General features: G+C 70.5%; 13 protein-coding genes. 10 read left to right on the top strand and 3 right to left on the bottom strand.

Translation table 11 applies throughout. From position 1 onward, the window contains the following. Nucleotides 1-207 precede the first annotated feature (207 nt). On the bottom strand, nt 208-2,361 hold the full coding sequence (gene kdpB, locus OG736_RS15180; protein ID WP_327182919.1) for a potassium-transporting ATPase subunit KdpB: 2,154 nt from the start codon (nt 2,359-2,361) through the stop codon (nt 208-210). A 560-nt stretch (nt 2,362-2,921) separates the two neighbouring features. Between kdpB (OG736_RS15180) and OG736_RS15175 the strand changes: the two genes are divergently transcribed. Then, nucleotides 2,922-4,334 (top strand): GlnX family signal transduction membrane protein, encoded by a 1,413-nt coding sequence (locus OG736_RS15175; RefSeq protein WP_327182918.1) that lies wholly within the window; start codon nt 2,922-2,924, stop codon nt 4,332-4,334. A 13-nt stretch (nt 4,335-4,347) separates the two neighbouring features. On the opposite strand, the gene OG736_RS15170 is transcribed toward OG736_RS15175, so the two are convergent. After that, on the bottom strand, nt 4,348-5,922 hold the full coding sequence (locus OG736_RS15170) for a Na+/H+ antiporter (RefSeq protein WP_327182917.1): 1,575 nt from the start codon (nt 5,920-5,922) through the stop codon (nt 4,348-4,350). Nucleotides 5,923-6,137: 215 nt separating this feature from the next. Here OG736_RS15170 and OG736_RS15165 point away from each other — a divergent pair, with 215 nt between their 5' ends. Both OG736_RS15165 and OG736_RS15160 read left to right on the top strand, forming a co-directional pair. Further along, nucleotides 6,138-8,669: an ATP-binding protein gene (locus OG736_RS15165; RefSeq protein WP_327182916.1), complete on the top strand. Its 2,532-nt coding sequence runs from the start codon at nt 6,138-6,140 to the stop codon at nt 8,667-8,669. A gap of 96 nt (nt 8,670-8,765) precedes the next feature. Then, a complete protein-coding gene (locus OG736_RS15160) occupies nt 8,766-9,515 on the top strand; it encodes a DUF4118 domain-containing protein (RefSeq protein WP_327182915.1) in 750 nt (249 codons plus the stop codon). 76 nt (nt 9,516-9,591) lie between these two features. Here the strand turns inward: OG736_RS15160 and OG736_RS15155 are convergent, their stop codons facing one another. After that, entirely contained in the window at nt 9,592-10,149 is a 558-nt protein-coding gene (locus tag OG736_RS15155) for a hypothetical protein (RefSeq protein ID WP_327182914.1), read from the bottom strand. A gap of 301 nt (nt 10,150-10,450) precedes the next feature. On the opposite strand from OG736_RS15155, the gene OG736_RS15150 reads away from it, so the two are divergent. The 7 genes from OG736_RS15150 to OG736_RS15120 all read left to right on the top strand — a co-directional run bounded on the left by OG736_RS15150 (nt 10,451) and on the right by OG736_RS15120 (nt 20,630). Further along, nucleotides 10,451-12,295: an APC family permease gene (locus tag OG736_RS15150; protein WP_327182913.1), complete on the top strand. Its 1,845-nt coding sequence runs from the start codon at nt 10,451-10,453 to the stop codon at nt 12,293-12,295. 326 nt (nt 12,296-12,621) lie between these two features. After that, nucleotides 12,622-12,711: a K(+)-transporting ATPase subunit F gene (gene kdpF, locus OG736_RS15145; protein ID WP_016434100.1), complete on the top strand. Its 90-nt coding sequence runs from the start codon at nt 12,622-12,624 to the stop codon at nt 12,709-12,711. Nucleotides 12,712-12,743: 32 nt separating this feature from the next. Next, nucleotides 12,744-14,408 (top strand): potassium-transporting ATPase subunit KdpA, encoded by a 1,665-nt coding sequence (gene kdpA / locus OG736_RS15140; RefSeq protein WP_230195807.1) that lies wholly within the window; start codon nt 12,744-12,746, stop codon nt 14,406-14,408. Between the two features lie 29 nt (nt 14,409-14,437). Then, on the top strand, nt 14,438-16,531 hold the full coding sequence (gene kdpB / locus OG736_RS15135; protein WP_405772404.1) for a potassium-transporting ATPase subunit KdpB: 2,094 nt from the start codon (nt 14,438-14,440) through the stop codon (nt 16,529-16,531). Nucleotides 16,532-16,554: 23 nt separating this feature from the next. Further along, complete coding sequence (locus OG736_RS15130; RefSeq protein ID WP_327182911.1) at nt 16,555-17,223, top strand: potassium-transporting ATPase subunit C; 669 nt, start codon at nt 16,555-16,557, stop codon at nt 17,221-17,223. A gap of 133 nt (nt 17,224-17,356) precedes the next feature. After that, complete coding sequence (locus OG736_RS15125) at nt 17,357-18,040, top strand: response regulator (RefSeq protein ID WP_327182910.1); 684 nt, start codon at nt 17,357-17,359, stop codon at nt 18,038-18,040. A 70-nt stretch (nt 18,041-18,110) separates the two neighbouring features. Continuing rightward, entirely contained in the window at nt 18,111-20,630 is a 2,520-nt protein-coding gene (locus OG736_RS15120) for a DUF4118 domain-containing protein (RefSeq protein ID WP_327182909.1), read from the top strand. The last annotated feature ends 8 nt before the right edge of the window (nt 20,631-20,638 follow it).

Here is a 20,638-nt window from a genome sequence, read left to right as displayed (position 1 = left end):
GCGGGACACGGACGCGGGCATTTCCGCACAGCGCGGCGCACGACGGAGCGGCCGAGCGGGACTCGGCGGCCGGTCGAAGAGGAGCCAGACGCTGTTCACAGGTTCCATGGAAGCCGTTCAGCAGGCCCCGGGCAAGCCGTTCAGCCGTTCCCTGACACGCCTCTGACGTGCGCATACGGGCCCTTGACGGTCGAGTCGCGCGAGCGGTCAACCAAGGCCGGGCACCCCGGAGACCAGCAGGTCGATGAGCTTGATGCCGACGAAGGGGAGCACCAGCCCGCCCAGGCCGTACCGGAGCAGGTTGCGGCGCAGCAGGTCGTGTGCCGACGAGGGCGTGTACCGGACGCCGCGCAGCGCGAGCGGGATCAGCGCCACGATGATCAGCGCGTTGAAGATGATGGCCGAGGTGATGGCGGAGGTGGGACTGTGCAGGCTCATCACGTTCAGCGCGTCCAGGCCCGGGTACGTGCCCGCGAACATCGCCGGGATGATCGCGAAGTACTTGGCCACGTCGTTGGTGATGGAGAACGTGGTCAACGCGCCCCGGGTGATGAGGAGTTGCTTGCCGATCTCGACGATCTCGATGAGCTTGGTCGGGTTGGAGTCGAGGTCGACCATGTTGCCGGCCTCCTTGGCGGCCGATGTACCGGTGTTCATGGCCACGCCGACGTCGGCCTGGGCGAGAGCGGGTGCGTCGTTGGTGCCGTCGCCGGTCATCGCGACCAGCTTGCCGCCCTCCTGCTCACGTCTGATCAGGGCGAGTTTGTCCTCGGGGGTCGCCTCGGCCAGGTAGTCGTCCACGCCCGCCTCTTCGGCGATGGCTCGGGCGGTGAGCGGGTTGTCGCCCGTGATCATGACGGTGCGGATGCCCATGCGGCGCAGCTCGGCGAAACGTTCCCGGATGCCGTCCTTGACGACGTCCTTGAGGTGGATCAGGCCCAACACTCGCGGTCCGTGCCAGTCATGCACGGCGACCAGCAACGGCGTGCCTCCGGAGGCCGCCACCGAGTCCGCGAACAACCGTGCCTCGGGCGGGACATGGCCGCCGTACATCTGCACCCAGTCGACGACTTGCTGGGCGGCGCCCTTGCGGATGGCGCACACGGCTCCGTTGTCCCAGCGCAGGTCGACGCCGCTCATCCGGGTCTGTGCGCTGAACGCCACCCATCGTGCGTTCCCCAACTCGCCCTCGGCGGGCGCCCGTAGGCCGTGGAGCCGCTTGGCGAGGACGACGACGGAGCGGCCCTCCGGTGTCTCGTCGGCGAGGGAGGACAGCTGGGCGGCGTCGGCGAGCTGCCGTTCGTCGACGCCGGGCAGCGGGACGAAGGCGGCGGCCTCACGGTTGCCGAGGGTGATGGTTCCGGTCTTGTCCAGCAGCAGGGTGTGCACGTCACCGGCCGCCTCGACGGCGCGGCCGGACATCGCCAGCACGTTGCGCTGCACGAGGCGGTCCATGCCGGCGATGCCGATCGCGGACAGCAGCGCGCCGATCGTCGTCGGGATGAGGGTGACGAGGAGGGCGACGAGCACGGTCGTGGACTGGGCGGCGTCCGCATACGCGGCCATGGGCTGGACGGTGACCACGACCAGGACGAACACGATCGTGAGCGCGGCCAGCAGGATGTTCAGGGCGATCTCGTTCGGGGTCTTCTGCCGAGCGGCCCCCTCGACGAGGGCGATCATCCGGTCCAGGAAGGAGTGCCCGGGGCGGGCGCTGACCCGTACGACGATCCGGTCGGACAGGACCGTCGTGCCGCCCGTCACGCCGCTGCGGTCGCCGCCCGACTCGCGGATCACGGGCGCCGACTCCCCGGTGACCGCCGACTCGTCGACCGCCGCCACCCCGTCGATGACGTCGCCGTCGGCCGGGATCAGCTCGCCCGCCTCGACGAGTACGACGTCGAGCGGCTTCAGGGCGGTGGCGGCGACGGCCTCGGTCTCGGCGCTCCGCAGGTCGGTGCCGTAGCTCCAGTGGCGCAGCCGCAGCGCGACCGTGTCCGTACGCGCTCTGCGCAGAGACTCGGCCTGGGCTTTGCCCCGGCCCTCGGCCACGGCCTCCGCGAGGTTCGCGAAGATCACCGTCAGCCACAGCCAGGCGCTGATGACCCAGGTGAAGACGGCCGGATGGAGGACTGAGGAGAGGGTGGTGAGGACGGCTCCGACGGAGACGACGAACAGCACCGGGTTCTTGACGAGTGTGCGCGGGTGCAGTTTGCGCAGTGCCTCCGGGAAGGACTGCACGAGTTGCGCGGGTTCGAACAGTCCGCTCGGTGCGCGGCGCGTCGCTCCTCCTTCCGATCCGGACCGGGGAGCGCGCTGCGGGCGGGACGGCGGAGCCTGCTGGGGAGCGGCGGAGAACATGGGGACCTTCATGCCTCGGTGGAGGACCGGACGCACGCGCGCAGGGGCACACCGGCGACCGGTCGGGCTGACAGAGCGTGTGGTGGCCGCCGGGTCCTGCGGTGCCGGAGGCCCCGGCACCGCAGGACTGTGCTCGCACGCCGGCGGTGGCGGGGACGACGAGACGCCGTCGCGTGCTCGGAGAAACCTAGCCGGGCCGGACACCCGAACTACCCCTGTCGGCACGGAATTTGCGCCTCCCTGACGACCGTCCGGAGAGCGCCGTCAAGCTTCCGTCAAGGTCCCCTGAGAAAGCGTCAGGAGCGCATCAACGTGCGGCCTCCGTGGCCGAAACCGGTCGCAGACTGATGGGCACGGGGGACACGGGCGACCGTCCGTGACGTGATGTTGGAGGGCTCGTGGCGCTCACGGCCAGACCCATGCGCAGTCCTGAGGCGGAGGCCGGGACCGGCGTACAGGCACCTCACGAACCGGTCGCCCCGCCCGGAGAACGGCCCGGTCCGCGGCCCGGAGGGGGGTCGCGGCCGGGCGCTCCGGGCCCGCGCTTCCGTCGGCGGACCGTGGCCGCGCGGGCCGCTCTGCGCCGCCGCTTCTGGGCCACCGTGCCCGCGCGGCTGCGCTTCCTGCGCGCGGCCACGGTCTTGCTCGCCGCCGCCCTCGCCGTGCTGCTCCTGCTGGCGGGGCTCGCGGCCATGGGTACCTGGGGCGCCGTCGCGGGACGCGACGCACCCCGCACCACCAGCGCCGCCGACCTCAACCTCGCCCTCAACGACATGGACGCCCAGGCCGCCAACCTCCTGCTGTCCAACGGCGACGCGGGTGAGGGGCGGCTGAAGACCCCGTACGAGAAGGCCGTCGGCTTCTACGGCGACGCCCGCCGCGAGATCAGCCACGACCTGCGCACCCTCGCCGTCGCCGCGCAGGGCGACAGGGCCGACGAGCGGACGGTGGAATCCCTCACCGACGACTTCGCCGAGTACCAGGAGGCCATCGGCCGGGCCCTGGAGAACGACGGCCGCACCGGCGGCAAGACGTCCGCACTGGCCGACTACCGCACGGCCACGGACCTGCTTCAGCACCGACTTCTACCGGACGCACGGGAGTTGGTGTCCTCCAACGACCAGGCGTTCAACGCCCAGTACGCCCAGGCCCGTTCCACGCTCTCCGCCCAGCTCACGGCAGTCGTCGCGATCGGTGTGCTGCTGCTCGTCGCGCTCGGTGTCCTCCAGTGGTACCTGGCCCGCCGCTTCCGCCGGATCCTCAACCCCGCCCTGCTCGCCGCCACCGCCTTCGCCCTGCTCGCCGTCGTCCTCGGCACGCAACTGCTGTCCGCCTCCGCCGAGCACCTGCGCGGCGCCCGCCGCGACGCCTTCGACTCCGTCGTCGCCCTCTCCCGTGCCCGCGCCATCGCCTACGACGCCAACGCCGACGAGAGCCGCTACCTCCTCGACCCCCAGCGCCGCGACCGGTACGCCGACACGTTCCTCGCCAAATCCCAGGAGCTGTACGGCATCCAGGGCGCGACCCTCTCGTCGTACGACTCCGCGCTCGCCGTCACCTGGCAGGCGTACGAGTCCGACCACGACGACCTGCGCTTCACCGGCGAGTTCCGGCGCGAGCTCGACAACATCACCTTTCCCGGGGAGCGGGCAGCCGCCGAGCGGACGGTCGAGGCGTACGCCGTCTATCAGCGCGACGACCGGAAGATCAGGGCCCTGCTGGCGGCGGGTAAGGAGCGCGAGGCCGTGGAGTTCTGCATGGGCTGGGGGCCGAGCACGTCCAACGCCCACTTCGGGGCGTGGATGACCGAGCTGGACAAGGTGACCGACATCAACCGCCGGCACTTCACCGACTCCGTCGCCGCCGGACGCTCCACCGTGGGTGGTCTGCTCCCGTGGATCGTCGGGGCCCTCCTCGCGACGGTCGCCCTCACCGCCGTCGGGCTGCGGCCGCGGCTGGCCGAGTTCCGCTGAACCCGACACCCGCTCACGCGTCCGCCAGCCTGGCTTCCTCCAGGTCCAGCGAGCGTTGCAGCCGGCGCCGCGTGGTGTCGCTGATGCGGTGCTCGTCGTACAGGCGCTGGAGCTCGGCTTCCTCGACGGTGATCAGATCGCGGCGCAGCTGGCGGTAGGTGAGGTCGGCGGACTCGGCCGACGGGCCGGCGCCGTCGGTCTGCGCGAGGCGGTCGCGGGCGTCGTCCACCCTGGCCGTGAGACTGCGGCGGAGCCGGTCGAGGACGACCTCCGGAACGGCTTCGAGGTCCGCGATCTGCTCCAGGCGGCTCAGACCGGCGCTCGCGAGGCCGCACCGGGCCTCGGCCTCTTCGCGTTCCGTGTGGTCGGGCTCCAGAGCGATGCCGGAGCGGCGGACGACGGGTGCCAGGGTGAAGCCCTGGACGACGAGAGTGGTGACCACGACCGAGGTGGTGAGGACGAGGACCAGCGGGCGCTCCGTGAGCAGGGTGCCGGCCTCAGTGGTCACCGGGATCGACAGGGCCGCCGCCAGCGGGACGACCCCTCGGGTGCCGGCCCAGGTCAGGACCACCGGCACCCGCCAGTTCATCCGCTGGATGCCGCCCTTGCGCTGCACCACCGCCGACAGCGGCGCCAGCCACAGCATGCGCATGGCGATCAGAGTGGCGGCGACGGCGAGCGCATACAGCGGCCAGGCGCGGTCGCCGTCGGAGAGTGCGCTGACCTGCTCGGGCAGGGCCAGACCGATGAGGGAGAACACCACGCTCTCCAGCAGGAACACCACCGTGCCGTACACCGCGTGCAGTTGGAGTCTGATGCGGGCGTTGGTCAGCCGGTCGCCGCGGCCGCCGAGGATCACCCCGGCGACCACGACCGAGGTGACGCCCGACGCGTTCGCCGCCTCGGCCAGGACGTAGGCCGCGTACGGGGTGACCAGGGCGATCACCGTCTCCAGGACCGGGTCCTCGGTGCGCCGCCGGATCAGCGCCACCAAGCCCGCCACGGCCGCGCCGATGACCATGCCGCCGCCCGCCAGCAGCGCGAACTCGCCGGCCGCCGCTCCCCAGCCGCCCGCCGCCGACGCGACGGCGACACTCACCGCGACCCGGTAGAGGACCAGCGAGGTCGCGTCGTTGAACAGGCTCTCCGCCTGGACGAGCATCTGCACCTTCGGCGGCAGCGCGAGTCTTCGGCCGAGGGCTGTGACCGCGACCGGGTCGGTGCTGGCCAGGACCGACCCGAGCACGAAAGCCATCTGCCAGGACAATGGGGTCACCAGCGACGCCACCGCGCCGACCGCCGCCGCCGAGGCGAGCACCAGCCCTATGGACAGCACCCCGACCGGCTTCCACACCGCGCGCAGCTCGCGCCAGGACAGTTCCTCGGCGCTCGCGTACAGCAGAGGCGGCAGGACGACGAGGCCGATGATCTCGGGGCTGATCTCGATCCGTGGGGTGCCCGGCAGCAGGGCGACGGTGAGTCCGGCGACGACGAGGAGGGAAGGCGCCGGGATGCGCCACCGGCGCGCGAACGTCGCCACCAGCGTGGCGAGGACCACGAGAGCCAGGACCGTTCCTACGCTGCGCATGCCGTCCCCTTGGTCAAGAGAAGGAGGCCTTGTGGCTCCCTGCCGACCAGACTTCCCGGCGCGCCGCTCTCACCCTATCGGGCGCAGGCTCGTCAAGGCGGTGTCAACGTCCCGGAGAGCGCCGCCAAGGATGCGTCAAGAAGCGTGCCGAGAGACCTGCGGAGAGGCTTCGGTGGGAGGAAGTAAGCCTTTGCCCAGGGGAGTTGATCATCGGTATGAGCGCGGTACCGCCCGGGACGGGTGACGTGGTGCCCGGACGACTGAAGGTCTACCTCGGGGCGGCCCCGGGGGTGGGCAAGACCTACCGCATGCTCGACGAGGCCCGGCGCCGGGCCTCGCGCGGCGCCGACGTCGTCGTCGGGTTCGTGGAGTGCCACGGCCGTGCGCGCACCGAGTCGATGCTCGACGGACTGGAGGTCGTCGCACGTGCCCCCTGCGGCTACCGGGGAGGCCAGTTCGAGGAGATGGACCTCGCCGCGGTCCTCGCGCGCCGGCCGCAGGTCGCGATCGTGGACGAGTTCGCCCACAGCAACGTCCCGGGCGGCGGCCGCAACGCCAAACGCTGGCAGGACATCGAGGAACTCCTCGCCGCCGGGATCGACGTCATCAGCGCGCTGAACATCCAGCACCTGGAGTCCCTGAACGACGTCGTCGAGAAGATCACGCAGGTGCCGCAGCACGAGACGGTGCCCGACGAGGTCGTACGGCGCGCTCATCAGGTCGAGTTGGTCGACATCCCGCCCGAGGGGCTGCGGCGGCGGATGGCGCACGGCAACATCTACGCCCCCGAGAAGGTCGACGCCGCCCTCGCAGACTACTTCCGGCCCGGCAACCTGACCGCCCTGCGCCAGCTGGCCCTGCTCTGGGTCGCCGACCGCGTGGACGAGGCCCTCCAGTCGTACCGCTCCGAGCACGGCATCGGCGGGGTGTGGGAGACGCGGGAGCGGGTGGTCGTGGCGCTGACCGGCGGGCCCGAGGGCGACACCCTCATCCGGCGGGCCGCCCGCATCGCAGACCGGTCCGCGGGCGGCGATCTGCTCGCCGTGCACGTCACGCGCAGCGACGGTCTCGCCGCGGGCGCCTCCCACGCCTCCCTGGCCCGGCAGCGGCGGCTGATCGAGGACCTCGGCGGCAGCTACCACTCGGTGGTCGGCGACGACGTCGCGACCGCCCTGGTGGAGTTCGCCCGCGCCGAGAACGCCACCCAGCTCGTGCTGGGCACCAGCCGCCGCGGTCGGCTGGAACGCTTCGTCACCGGACGCGGCACCGGCGAGACGGTCGTCGAACTCTCCGGTGACATCGACGTCCACAAGGTCACGCACGAGCGCGCCGGCCGCGGCACTCTGCTGCCCTCGCGCAGGCGCACCCTGTCGACCGCACGCCGCATCGCGGGCCCGGTGACCGGCCTGCTGCTGCCGATCGCGCTCACCTTCCTGCTGGACCTGGACGTGGCCCGCGGCAGACTCAACCTCACCAGCGAGGCACTGCTGTTCCTGCTCGCCGTGGTGGGGGTCGCCTGCATAGGGGGCGTGGCGTCAGCGGTCATCGCGTCGGTGACGGCCTCTCTGCTCCTCAACTACTGCTTCATCCCACCCATCGGCCAGTTCACACTGGACGACCCCAACGCCCTGATCGCCCTGGCCGTCTTCGTCGTGGTGGCCGCCGTGGTGGCCGTTGTCGTCGACCGATCCCTGCGCCTGTCCCGGCGCTCGGCCCGCGCCACCGCCGAGGCCGAGACGATGTCCTCGCTGGCCGGCACCATCGTGCGCGGCGGCGCGACGATCCCGGCGCTGGTGGAACGTACCCGCGAGACCTTCGGCATGGACTCGGTGGAGCTGGCGGAGCCGGTGGACGAGCCGCCCGACACCGACCATGCCACGGTGGTCCCCGCGGGGCCCGGCGCGTTCCTGGTGCTGCGGGGCCGTACGCTCCCGTCCTCCGAGCGACGCGTCCTCGCCGCGTTCGCCGCGCACGTCGGCGCCGCCGTGGAGCGGGCCAAGCTCGCCGAGGCCGCCGCCGAGATCGAGCCGGTCCGGGCCGCCGACCGGATGCGTACGGCGCTGCTGCGGGCCGTCGGCCACGACCTGCGCACCCCGCTCGCCGCGGGCTGGGCCGCCGTCGCCTCCCTGCGCAGCAGCGATGTCGAGTTCTCGCCCGAGGACCGCGAGGAACTCCTCGCCACCGCCGACGAGTCCATGGCCAGGCTCAACCGCCTGGTGGAGAACCTCCTCGACCTCAGCCGCCTCCAGGCGGGCGCCCTCACCCTGAACCTGCGGTCCACGACCCTGGAGGAGGTCCTCCCGGCGGCACTGACCGACACCCCCGAGGTGGAGGTCGGCGACCTGGAGGAGATTCCGGCGGTGCTGGCCGACCCACCGCTGCTGGAGCGCGTGATCGCCAACCTCCTCGGCAACGCGGCCCGACACAGCCCGGCCGGGCGCAAGGTGCTGCTGACCGCCAGCGCCCACGCGGGCCGCGTCGAGGTACGGGTCGTCGACCGCGGCCCCGGGCTGCCGCCGGGCAGCCGCGACCGTCTCTTCGAGCCCTTCCAGCGCCTCGGCGACACCGACAACACCACCGGACTCGGCCTCGGACTGGCCCTCGCCCGGGGCCTGACCGAGGCGATGGACGGCACCCTCACCCCGGAGGACACTCCCGGCGGGGGTCTGACCATGGTGGTGTCCCTGCCCTTCGCCGAGCGGGTCGGGCACCCCAGTGGTACGCAGAGCGTGGCAGGGGGCGTGTGAGCTCCGAACGGCGCCCGAGGGCACGTCGGCCCTCGGCGCCTCGATGGATGCAGGGTCGGTGAATTCAGGACCGGTGACACAGGAGGTGAAGGCGTGATGACCGGCTATCCGCTCAGGGACAGACTCGCCCTGGTGGCGGGCCTCGTGGGGCCGTTTCTGGTGGCGCTCGTGCTCGTGCCGTTCCGTACGGACCTGTCGCACACGAACGCCGCGCTGATCCTCGTCGTGGTCGTCGTCGCGATCGCCGCGCTGGGCAGCCGCGCCGCCGGCGCCCTCGGGGCACTGTCGGCGGCGGCCTGGTTCGATTTCTTCCTCACCCGCCCGTACCAGACCTTCGACATCGACGCGTCCGAGGACATCGAGACGGCCGTTCTGCTGCTGGCCGTCGGTCTGATCGTGTCCCAGCTCGCGGCCCGCGCACGTCGGCTGGAGGTGATCACGGTGACGGAGGCTGCGTATCTGACCCGTGTCCACGACACGGCCGAGCTCGCCCAGTCCGCCAGGTCCGGCGACACGGTGGTCGACCACGTCCGGCGCGAACTCACCGAACTCCTCGGGCTGCGCGCCTGCCGTTTCGAGTACGGCACCCTGATGGGGCGGCCGCCCCGGCTGGAACAGGACGGAAGTGTGGCGGTGGGCCGCAGACGCCGAGACGTCGACATCGACGGCTGGCCCGAGGGCGAGATCGAACTGCGTACGTACGGCAACGGCCGCTACCTCGGCCGCTTCATGCTCACGCCCGGACCGGGTCCCGTGCCGCCGCTCCAGGCGCGCCTGGTCGCGGTGACCCTCGCCGACCAGACGGGAGCGGCTCTGGACACGGCGGGGCCGATGCGGGACGGCTGACACTGGAGCCGCGGGCCGCCGGAAACCCGGGCCGACGCCAGGAACGTCCACCGCACCGGCGGACTGCGTGACGCCCTCACTCCAGGCCGGAGACCTTGAAGACGGTCAGAGCGGTCTCGCGGTCGATCCGCTGCGAGATCCGGCGCAGAACGGTCTCCCCGCAGGTCAGCGATCCGCGGGCAGCGGACTCGTGCGCGTCCCGTTCCAGGTGGTGCCACAGGGCGGGATTGTTCACCAGGACCTGGGGGTCGATTTCCACCCGGTTGCCGAGCACGTCCCGCAGGCGGAGACGTTGGGAGACGCCGTCCAGGACGCGCACCGACACCAGCAGATCGGTGCGGACCCGCCGCCCCCGCAGGAGCCCGCGCGAGACCAGCCAGCCCTCACCCGCAGTGACCCGGGGCGGGAACAGGACCAGGAACAGCAGCCCGCCGAGACCGACCCACAGACCGCCGCGGACGACCGTGAGGCGGCCGGCCCCCCAGTCGATCAGCAGAAGCAGCGAGAGGATCGCGGCCGAGCACAGGATCGCGCTGCGCAGATCCCCGGCCCAGCGGCGGTCGTACGCCACTCCATCAGAGGCCTCCCCATCAGGGAGGACCACATCGTCTCGCGCGTCGTCGAGGTGTCCCATGAAGCCGACGGTAGAGGCCTTGGCGGCGCGGACCTCGTACCTTGACGCGACTCTGACGGACACTCCACCCCCTTCTTGACGCCTGGTCATGGCGAGGCTCGGCGACGACGTCCCGGGCGGTTTCGCTCGCCCGAAGTCGTGCGGGTCACACCGTCGTCAAGGCCGCGTCAAGGTCTGCGCCTCGAGCGCGAAGAAGGCGCAAGGAGGGCTCGAAACCGGCGAGGGAAGGGCAGAACCTGGATCCACCCGCGTATCGCCTCCCCGCGTGCGCGGGCCTTTTGCGTGAAGGAGCACGGATTCCATGTCTGTCCTGACCATCGAGTCGGCGGGCGCGTCCCCGGCCGACGAGGAGCCGCCGGATACCGGCGAACGCCACCGGCTGACGGCCGTCACCGGGCTCGCCGCCCTGTCCCTGGACGCGATGGCATCGGTGGCCTACGGCCCCGAGGCGATCGTCCTCGTCCTGGCCGCCGCCGGCGCGCACGGCCTGGGGTTCACCCTGCCGGTGACCCTGGCCATCGCCGCGCTGCTTGCGGTGCTGGTTGCCTCGTACCGGCAGGTGATCGCCGCCTTCCCGGACGGCGGCGGGTCCTACGCCGTGGCGAAGACGCACCTGGGGGCACGCACCAGCCTGGTCGCGGCGGCCTCGCTGGTCCTGGACTACGTGCTCAACGTCGCGGTGGCGGTCACGGCCGGCGTGGCCGCCCTGACCTCGGCTTTCCCGGAACTGTACGACGACCGGCTGTGGCTGTGCCTCGCCGTGCTGGTGCTGATCACGGCGGTGAACCTGCGCGGGATCGTGGAGTCGGCCAAGGCGTTCATCGTGCCGACCGCCGTCTTTGTCGGCTCCATCCTCGTGCTGATAGTGGTCGGCCTGTTCCGGTCCGCGCCCGTGAGTACCGCCGCCGCGGAGGGCCACGCCTCCGTGCTCGCGGACAACGCCACCACCGTCGGCGCCCTGCTTCTGCTGAAAGCTTTCGCCTCCGGGTGCGCGGCCCTGACCGGTGTGGAGGCCATCGCCAACGCCGTCCCGTCCTTCCGCGTCCCGCGCGCGAGGCGGGCCCAGCACGCGGAGGTCGCGCTGGGCGCGGTCCTCGGTGTGATGCTGATCGGCCTGTCGGTGCTGATCTCCCGCTTCCATCTCCAGCCGGTCGAGGGCGTCACGGTCCTCGCCCAACTCGCGGACGCCTCCCTCGGCCACAACTGGGCGTTCTACGTCATCCAGTTCGCGACGATGATCCTGCTGGCACTGTCGGCCAACACCTCCTTCGGCGGGCTCCCGGTGCTGCTGAAGCTGCTGGCCCGGGACAACTACCTGCCGCACGTCTTCGCCCTGAAGGCCGACCGGCAGGTGCACCGGCACGGCGTGCTCGCCCTGGCCATCGTGTCGGCGGGCCTGCTGGTGTTCTCCGGCGGTGACACGAATACCCTCGTGCCGCTCTTCGCGATCGGCGTCTTCGTCGGCTTCACCATCGCCCAGGTGGGCATGGTCCGGCACTGGCGCCTCGAAAGGAGTCCCGGTTGGCAGGGCAAGGCGCTGCTCAACGGCTTCGGCGCGGTCCTGACAGGCGTGGCGGCGGTCGTGGTCACGGTGTCCAAGTTCGAGGACGGTGCCTGGCTGATCGTGATCGCCCTGCCGCTGCTGGTCGCCGCCTTCACGGCCGTGCACCGCGCCTATACCCGCATCGGCGAGCGCCTCGGCCTGGGCCGCATCCCGGAGCCGCCGCACCGCGACCGCTCCGTGGTGATCGTCCCGGTCTCCAACCTGTCCCGGCTCACCTGTGAGGCGCTGAACGCCGCCGCCTCCCTCGGCGACGAGGTGCGCGCGGTCACCGTCTGCCATCCCGATCCCGAGGACCGCGCCCACGCCCATGCACTGGCGCGTGCCTGGGCGGAGTGGGACCCGGGAGTGCCGCTGATCCAGCTCACCTCCGCGCGCCGCACCCTGGGGCGCCCGGTCGCCGAGTACGTGGGCGAGACGGCCGCCGCCCAACCCGGTGCCCGCGTGACCGTGCTGATCGCCGAGGTCGAGCCGGAGCGGCTGTGGCAGCGGCTGCTTCAGAACCAGCGGGGCGCGGTTGTCGCGCACGCCGTACGCCGGGACACGGACGCGGTGATCTGCCGACTGCGGTTCCGGATCTCCTGATCTCACCGCCTCCGCGTTCCTCGGCACCTGACCGTTTCACGTCGGCCCGCCCCTGCCCGGGGCGGGCCGGCGTGCTGTTCAAGCGGACGGGTGGACTCGTTCCCGCAGCTGGAGGAGCCGGCCGTAAGAGTTCCGTCAAAGCCGGACCCGTTGCCGTAAGGGAGGTGTCAACGGCGACCGAATCCGGCCATGGAGGCGGTTTCCTCTAATCGTCCGTTCAATCCGAACCTCATCTAGGAGCTCGCGATGGCCGACCTGGCCTTCGTCGTCACCACGATCGCGGTGTTCGCGCTGGTGGCTCTCGTCGCCAAGGGGGTGACCAAGCTGTGACCGCCGAGAACATTGTCGGCCTCGTCGTGGCCGTCGCCCTGCTGGGCTATCTCGTCCTCGCCCTGATCTTCCCGGAGAGGTTCTGACCGTGACACTTGCTGCTACCGCAGCGGGCGATATGGGTCCCGTACTTGCCGGTGTGCTCCAGCTGCTCGCCCTGATAGGGGCACTGGCGCTCGCCTACATCCCGCTCGGCGACTACATGGCCAAGGTCTACTCCTCCGACAAGCACCTGCGCGTCGAGAAGTGGATCTACAAGGGCATCGGCGCCAACCCGAACACCCAGATGCGCTGGCCCGCGTACCTGCGCGGTGTCCTCGCCTTCTCCGCCGTCAGCGTCCTCTTCCTCTACCTGCTCCAGCGTCTCCAGGGCCACCTGCCCGGCTCGCTCGGCTTCGCCGCGATCGACCCGGACCAGGCGTTCAACACCGCCGCGTCCTTCGTGTCGAACACGAACTGGCAGTCGTACTACGGCGAGCAGGCCATGGGCCACGTCGTGCAGACCGCCGGTCTGGCGGTGCAGAACTTCGTCTCCGCGGCCGTGGGCATCGCGGTGGCTGTCGCCCTCGTGCGCGGTTTCGCGCGTTCCCGTACCGGTGAGCTCGGCAACTTCTGGTCCGACCTGGTGCGTGGTGTCGTCCGTATCCTGCTGCCGATTGCGGCCATCTCGGCGGTCGTCCTCGTCGCGTGCGGCGCCATCCAGAACTTCTCCGGCATCCACGAGGTCGGCCAGTTCATGGGCGGCTCGCAGCAGTGGAACGGCGGTGCGGTCGCCTCGCAGGAGGCCATCAAGGAGCTGGGCACCAACGGCGGTGGCTACTTCAACGCCAACTCCGCCCACCCCTTCGAGAACCCGACCCCGTTCACGAACATCTTCGAGATCTTCCTGATCCTGCTCATTCCCTTCGCCCTGACGCGCACCTTCGGCCGGATGGTCGGAAGCCTCAGGCAGGGTTACGCGATCCTCGCGACGATGGGCGCAATCTGGGTCGGCTTCATCGCCCTGATGTGGGCGACCGAATTCGCCCACCACGGCCCGGCGTTCGACATCGCCGGCGGCGCGATGGAGGGCAAGGAGACACGCTTCGGCATCGGCGCCTCCTCGATCTTCTCCATCTCCACGACGCTCACCTCGACCGGTGCGGTGGACTCCTTCCACTCCTCCAACACCGGTCTCGGCGGCGGCCTGAACCTGCTGGGCATGCAGCTCGGTGAGATCGCGCCCGGTGGTACCGGCTCCGGCCTCTACGGCATGCTGATCATGGCGGTCATCGCGGTGTTCATCGCGGGGCTCATGGTCGGCCGTACGCCCGAGTACCTGGGCAAGAAGATCGGGACCCGCGAGATCAAGTTCGCGGCCTGCTACATCCTCATCACCCCGGCGCTGGTGCTCGTCTTCACCGCCGCGGCGATGGCATTGCCCACCCCGGGCAACTCGATGACCAACAGCGGGGCGCACGGATTCTCCGAGATCCTGTACGCCTACACGTCCGGCGCCAACAACAACGGCTCGGCCTTCGCCGGTCTGAACGCCGACACGCAGTGGTTCAACACCACCATCGGGCTGGCCATGCTGCTCGGTCGGTTCCTGCCCATGGTGTTCGTCCTCGCCCTGGCCGGCTCGCTCGCCGAGCAGAAGCCGGTGCCCGCGACCGCAGGCACCCTGCGCACCGAAAAGCCGCTGTTCACCGGCCTGTTGGTGGGTGCCATCCTGATCATCACCGGTCTGACCTACTTCCCGGCACTGGCGCTGGGCCCGCTGGCCGAGGGGCTGGCGTCATGAGCACTCGTATAGAGAAGCAAGAGGACTCCATGTCCACAGCCACTCCGGCCCGCGCGCCGCACAGCGATGTGCCGACCGGTCACAAGGACGAAGGACGCGTCGGTGCGGGCCTGTTCGACCCGAAGCAGCTGCTGAAGTCGCTGCCGGACGCGTTCCGCAAACTCGACCCGCGGGTGATGGTCAAGTCACCCGTGATGTTCGTGGTGTGGATCGGCTCCCTGCTCACCACCGTCTTCTCCTTCAAGGACCCGGGCGACTGGTTCGGCTGGACCATCAGCGCCTGGCTGTGGCTGACCGTCGTCTTCGCCAACCTCGCGGAAGCGGTCGCCGAGGGCCGGGGCAAGGCGCAGGCCGACACCCTGCGCAAGGCCAAGACCGACACCGTCGCCCGGAGGCTGGTGGGGGACCACGAGGAACAGGTGCCCGGCACCGCACTGCGCATCGGCGACCTGGTCGTCTGCGAGGCCGGCGACATCATCCCCGGCGACGGTGACGTCGTCGAGGGCGTCGCGTCCGTCGACGAGTCGGCGATCACCGGCGAGTCCGCCCCGGTCATCCGTGAGTCGGGCGGTGACCGCAGTGCCGTCACCGGTGGCACGAAGGTCCTCTCCGACCGGATCGTCGTCAGGATCACGACGAAGCCGGGCGAGACGTTCATCGACCGGATGATCAGCCTGGTCGAGGGCGCGGCCCGGCAGAAGACGCCCAACGAGATCGCGCTGAACATCCTGCTCGCCTCGCTCACGATCGTCTTCCTGCTGGCGGTGGCGACGCTGCCGCCCTTCGCGGACTACGCGGGCACGCACCTGACGATGGTCGTGCTGGTGGCGCTGCTGGTGTGCCTCATCCCGACCACGATCGGCGCGCTCCTCTCCGCGATCGGCATCGCGGGTATGGACCGCCTGGTGCAGCGCAACGTCCTCGCCATGTCCGGCCGGGCCGTCGAGGCCGCAGGTGACGTCTCGACCCTGCTGCTCGACAAGACCGGCACCATCACCCTGGGCAACCGTCAGGCGTCGGAGTTCGTGCCGGTGAGCGGGACGACGGAGGCTCAGGTCGCCGACGCCGCCCAGCTCTCCTCGCTGGCCGACGAGACCCCCGAGGGCCGTTCCATCGTCGTCCTGGCGAAGGAGAGGTACGCACTGCGCGAGCGCCGGCAGGGAGAACTCAAGGGCGCCGGGTGGATCGCCTTCACCGCACAGACCCGGATGTCGGGCGTGGACGTCGACGGGCGGAGGATCCGCAAGGGCGCGGCCGGTTCGGTCGTCGCCTGGGTCAAGGAACAGGGCGGCACTGTCTCCAAGGACGCCGACACGCTCGCCAACCGCATCTCCGAGGCCGGTGGTACCCCGCTGCTCGTTGCGGTCGAGGACGACAGGGGTGCCCGCGTGCTGGGCGTGATCCACCTCAAGGACGTCGTCAAGGACGGCATGCGTGAGCGGTTCGACGAGCTGCGCCGGATGGGCATCAAGACCGTCATGATCACGGGCGACAACCCGCTCACGGCGAAGGCGATCGCCGAGGAGGCAGGTGTCGACGACTTCCTCGCGGAGGCCACTCCCGAGGACAAGATGGCGCTCATCAAGCGGGAGCAGGCGGGCGGCAAGCTCGTCGCGATGACCGGCGACGGCACCAACGACGCGCCCGCCCTGGCCCAGGCCGATGTCGGAGTGGCGATGAACACGGGTACGTCGGCCGCGAAGGAGGCCGGCAACATGGTCGACCTCGACTCCAACCCGACCAAGCTCATCGAGATCGTCGAGATCGGCAAGCAACTCCTCATCACCCGGGGCGCGTTGACGACGTTCTCCATCGCCAACGACGTCGCCAAGTACTTCGCGATCATCCCGGCGCTGTTCGCGGCCGTCTACCCCGGCCTGGACAAGCTCAACATCATGGGCCTGACCTCCCCGGACTCCGCGATCCTGTCCGCCGTCGTCTTCAACGCGCTGATCATCATCGCCCTGGTCCCGCTGTCCCTGCGGGGCGTGCGGTACCGGCCGGTCAGCGCGGACAGGATGCTCCGCCGCAACCTGACGATCTACGGCCTCGGCGGCCTGATCGCCCCGTTCATCGGCATCAAACTCATCGACCTGCTCATCTCCCTCATCCCCGGGCTGTAACTATTCGAAAGCGTGCTGATCCCATGAACAACTCGGTATCGAACACCGCCCGGTTGCTGTGGGCGGGGCTGCGCGCACTGCTCGTGCTGACGGTGGTGACGGGCGTGATCTACCCGCTGGCCGTCACCGGCATCGCCCAGGGACTCCTCCCCGGCAAGGCGAACGGCTCGGAGATCAAGGCAGACGGCAAGGTCGTCGGCTCGTCGCTGATCGGGCAGTCGTACAACCTGCCGCTGAAGGAAGGCCAGGAGACCCCGGAGCCCGACCTGAAGTGGTTCCAGGGCCGCCCGGCCAACGGCCTCGGCACCAACAGCGTCAACACCCAGTACAAGCTGATCCTCTCCGGCGCCACCAACCGGTCCGGTGACAACAAGGACCTCATCGACTGGGTGACCGCCGCCAAGGCCGCCGTCGTGAAGGACAACTCGGTCGACGGCTACACGGTGCAGCCCTCCGACGTGCCCGCCGACGCGGTGACGTCTTCAGGCTCAGGGCTTGACCCGAACATCTCGCCCGACTACGCGGACATCCAGGTCCACCGGGTCGCCGAGAAGAACGGCCTGTCCGTCGCCCAGGTGCAGAAGCTGGTCGACGAGCACACCGACGGCCGCACCCTCGGCTTCATCGGCGAGCCCCGGGTGAACGTCCTGGAGCTCAACATCGCACTCAAGGAACTCCTGGCGAAGAGCTGATGGGCTTACGTGCACCATGCGGGAGTCGGCGGAACGGGAGACACCCCGAACCGTCGACTCCCGCCGCCATAGGGCCGGTTCTGCATGATCCACACGATCCGGTCCTTCGTACAAGCAGGAAAGGCGTACCCCGATGACCCGGGTACTGGTGGTGGAGGACGACCCTCAGCTCGTCCGGGCCCTCGTGATCAACCTGAAAGCCCGCCTGTACAGGGTGGACCCTGCGCCCGACGGCACCACCGCGCTCCGGCTGGCCGCGGCCCGCCAGCCGGACGTGGTCCTGCTCGACCTGGGCCTGCCCGACATGGACGGCACCGACGTCATCAGGGCGCTGCGCGGCTGGACCCGCGTGCCGATCCTGGTGCTGTCCGCACGCCGCGCCTCCGACGAGAAGGTTGCCGCGCTCGACGCGGGCGCCGACGACTACATCACCAAGCCGTTCAGCATGGACGAGCTGCTGGCCCGGCTGAGGGCCGCCGTCCGCCGTACCGAGGAGGCACCGCTCGCCCCCGAGACCGTCCTGGTGACCACCGACGACTTCACCGTCGACCTGCGCGCCAAGAAGGCCACCCGCGCGGGCCACGACGTCCGTCTCACCCCGACCGAGTGGCACCTGCTGGAGATCCTGGTCACCAACCCCGACCGGCTCATCACGCAGAAGCAGCTGCTCCAGGAGGTCTGGGGAGTCTCGCAGAGCAGCAAGACCAACTACCTGCGCGTCTACATGGCGCAGCTGCGACGCAAGCTGGAAGCGGACCCCGCCCACCCCCGCTACCTCATCACCGAGCCCGGGATGGGCTATCGCTTCGAGAGCTGAACGTCCTCCCGCTCCGCACCGCCCCGCACCCACACCGCGGCCCCGACCGCAGAGACGAAGAGACGAGACCATGGCACGCGGCAAGCTTCGCATCTACCTCGGCGCGGCACCGGGCGTCGGCAAGACCTACGCCATGCTCTCCGAGGCGCACCGCCGCGTCGAACGCGGCACCGACTGCGTGGTCGCCTTCGTCGAGCACCACCACCGACCGCGCACCGAGGTGATGCTGCACGGTCTGGAGCAGATGCCGCGCAGGGAGTTGGAGTACCGCGGCGGCACGTTCACCGAGATGGACGTGGATGCCGTCCTCGCCCGGCACCCGCAGGTGGCCCTGGTCGACGAGCTCGCGCACACCAACATCCCAGGCTCCCGCAACACCAAGCGGTGGCAGGACGTGGAGGAACTGCTCGCCGCCGGGATCGACGTGGTCTCGACGGTCAACATCCAACACCTGGAGTCGCTGGGCGACATCGTCGAGTCCATCACGGGCGTACGCCAGCAGGAGACGGTGCCGGACGAGGTGGTGCGGCGGGCGGACCAGATCGAGCTGGTCGACATGTCGCCGCAGGCGTTGCGGCGCAGGATGGCGCACGGCAATGTCTACAAGCCGGACAAGGTGGATGCGGCCTTGTCGAACTACTTCCGGCCCGGCAATCTCACCGCTCTGCGCGAGCTGGCGCTGCTGTGGGTGGCCGACCGGGTCGACGCCTATCTCATGGAGTACCGCAGCGAGCACCAGGTGTCGGCGATCTGGGGTTCACGTGAGCGGATCGTGGTCGGGCTGACCGGCGGCCCCGAGGGGCGGACGCTGATCCGGAGGGCCGCCCGGCTGGCGGAGAAGGGGGCGGGCGGCGAGGTACTGGCCGTCTACATCTCCCGCAGCGACGGCCTGACCTCCGCCTCGCCCAAGGAACTGGCCGTCCAGCGGACCCTGGTCGAGGACTTGGGCGGCACCTTCCACCACGTCATCGGCGAAGACGTATCGGTTGCGATCCTGGACTTCGCCCGCGGGGTGAACGCCACCCAGATCGTCCTCGGAGTCTCCCGTCGCAAGGGATGGCAGTACGTCTTCGGGCCGGGCGTCGGTGCCACGGTCGCCCGCGAGTCGGGCCCCGACCTGGACGTCCACCTGATCACCCACGACGAGGCCGGCAAGGGGCGCGGACTGCCGGTGGCCCGCGGGGCGCGGCTCGGGCGGTCCCGCGTCGTCTGGGGCTGGCTGATCGGTGTGGCCGGCCCCGCCCTCCTGACGCTGCTGCTCACCAGCGTCACGCCCGAGGTCGGCCTGGCCAACGACATGCTGCTCTTCCTCACGCTGACGGTGGCCGCGGCCCTGCTGGGGGGTCTGTACCCGGCGCTGGCCTCGGCGGTGGTGGGTTCCCTGCTGTTGAACTGGTACTTCACCCCGCCCATACACACCCTGACGATCGCCGATCCCAAGAACATCGTGGCGATCGCGATCTTCGTCGGTGTCGCCGTGTCGGTGGCGTCCGTGGTGGACCTGGCCGCCCGGCGCACACATCAGGCGGCCCGGCTGCGCGCCGAGTCGGAGATCCTCTCCTTCCTCGCCGGCAGCGTGCTGCGCGGCGAGACCAGCCTGGAGGCACTCCTCGAACGTGTCCGGGAGACCTTCGGCATGGAATCGGTCGCTCTGCTGGAGCGGGAAAGCGACGTGGAACCCTGGACCTGCGCCGGGCGGGCGGGGACAGGACGGCCCGTGGAGCGGCCGGAGGACGCGGACGTCGACATGCCTGTGGGCGACCACCAGGCGCTCGCGCTGACGGGACGGGTGCTGCCGGCCGCCGACCGCCGGGTGCTGGCAGCCTTCGCCGCCCAGGCCGTCGTCGTACTGGACCGGCAGCGGCTCCAGTCCCAGGCCGCCCAGTCCCGCGCGCTGGCCGAGGGCAACCGCATCCGTACGGCTCTGCTGGCCGCCGTCAGTCACGACCTCCGGACACCCCTGGCCGGCATCAAGGCGGCGGTCTCCTCGCTGCGCTCCGACGACGTGGAATGGTCGAAGGAGGACCAGACGGAGCTGCTCGAAGGCATCGAGGAGGGCGCCGACCGCCTCGACCACCTGGTGGGAAATCTGCTGGACATGTCCCGCCTCCAGACCGGCACCGTCACCCCGATCATCCGGGAGATGGACCTGGACGAAGTGGTGCCGATGGCACTCGGCGGGGTGCCGGAGGACAGCGTGGAGCTGGACATCCCCGAGACGCTGCCGATGGTCGCCGTCGACGCTGGGCTCCTGGAGCGGTCCGTGGCCAACCTGGTGGAGAACGCCGTGAAGTACGGCCCGCCGGGCGAGCACGTCCTGGTGTCCGCCAGTTCCCTCGCCGACCGGGTCGAGGTGCGCGTCGTCGACCGGGGACCCGGCGTTCCGGACGAGGCCAAGGGGCTCATCTTCGAACCGTTCCAGCGTTACGGGGACGCGCCTCGCGGTGCCGGGGTCGGACTGGGTCTGGCGGTGGCGCGAGGCTTCGCCGAGGCCATGGGCGGCACCCTCGACGCCGAGGACACCCCGGGCGGCGGGCTCACCATGGTGCTCAGCCTGCCGGTCGCGCCCGGCGTCCAGCCGAGTCGGTAGCGATCCGA

This window comes from Streptomyces sp. NBC_01334, from assembly GCF_035983595.1.
Lineage (GTDB): Bacteria > Actinomycetota > Actinomycetes > Streptomycetales > Streptomycetaceae > Streptomyces > Streptomyces coriariae.
Note: the sequence above shows the minus strand (reverse complement) of the source record. Positions and strands in the feature narration are given on the sequence as shown.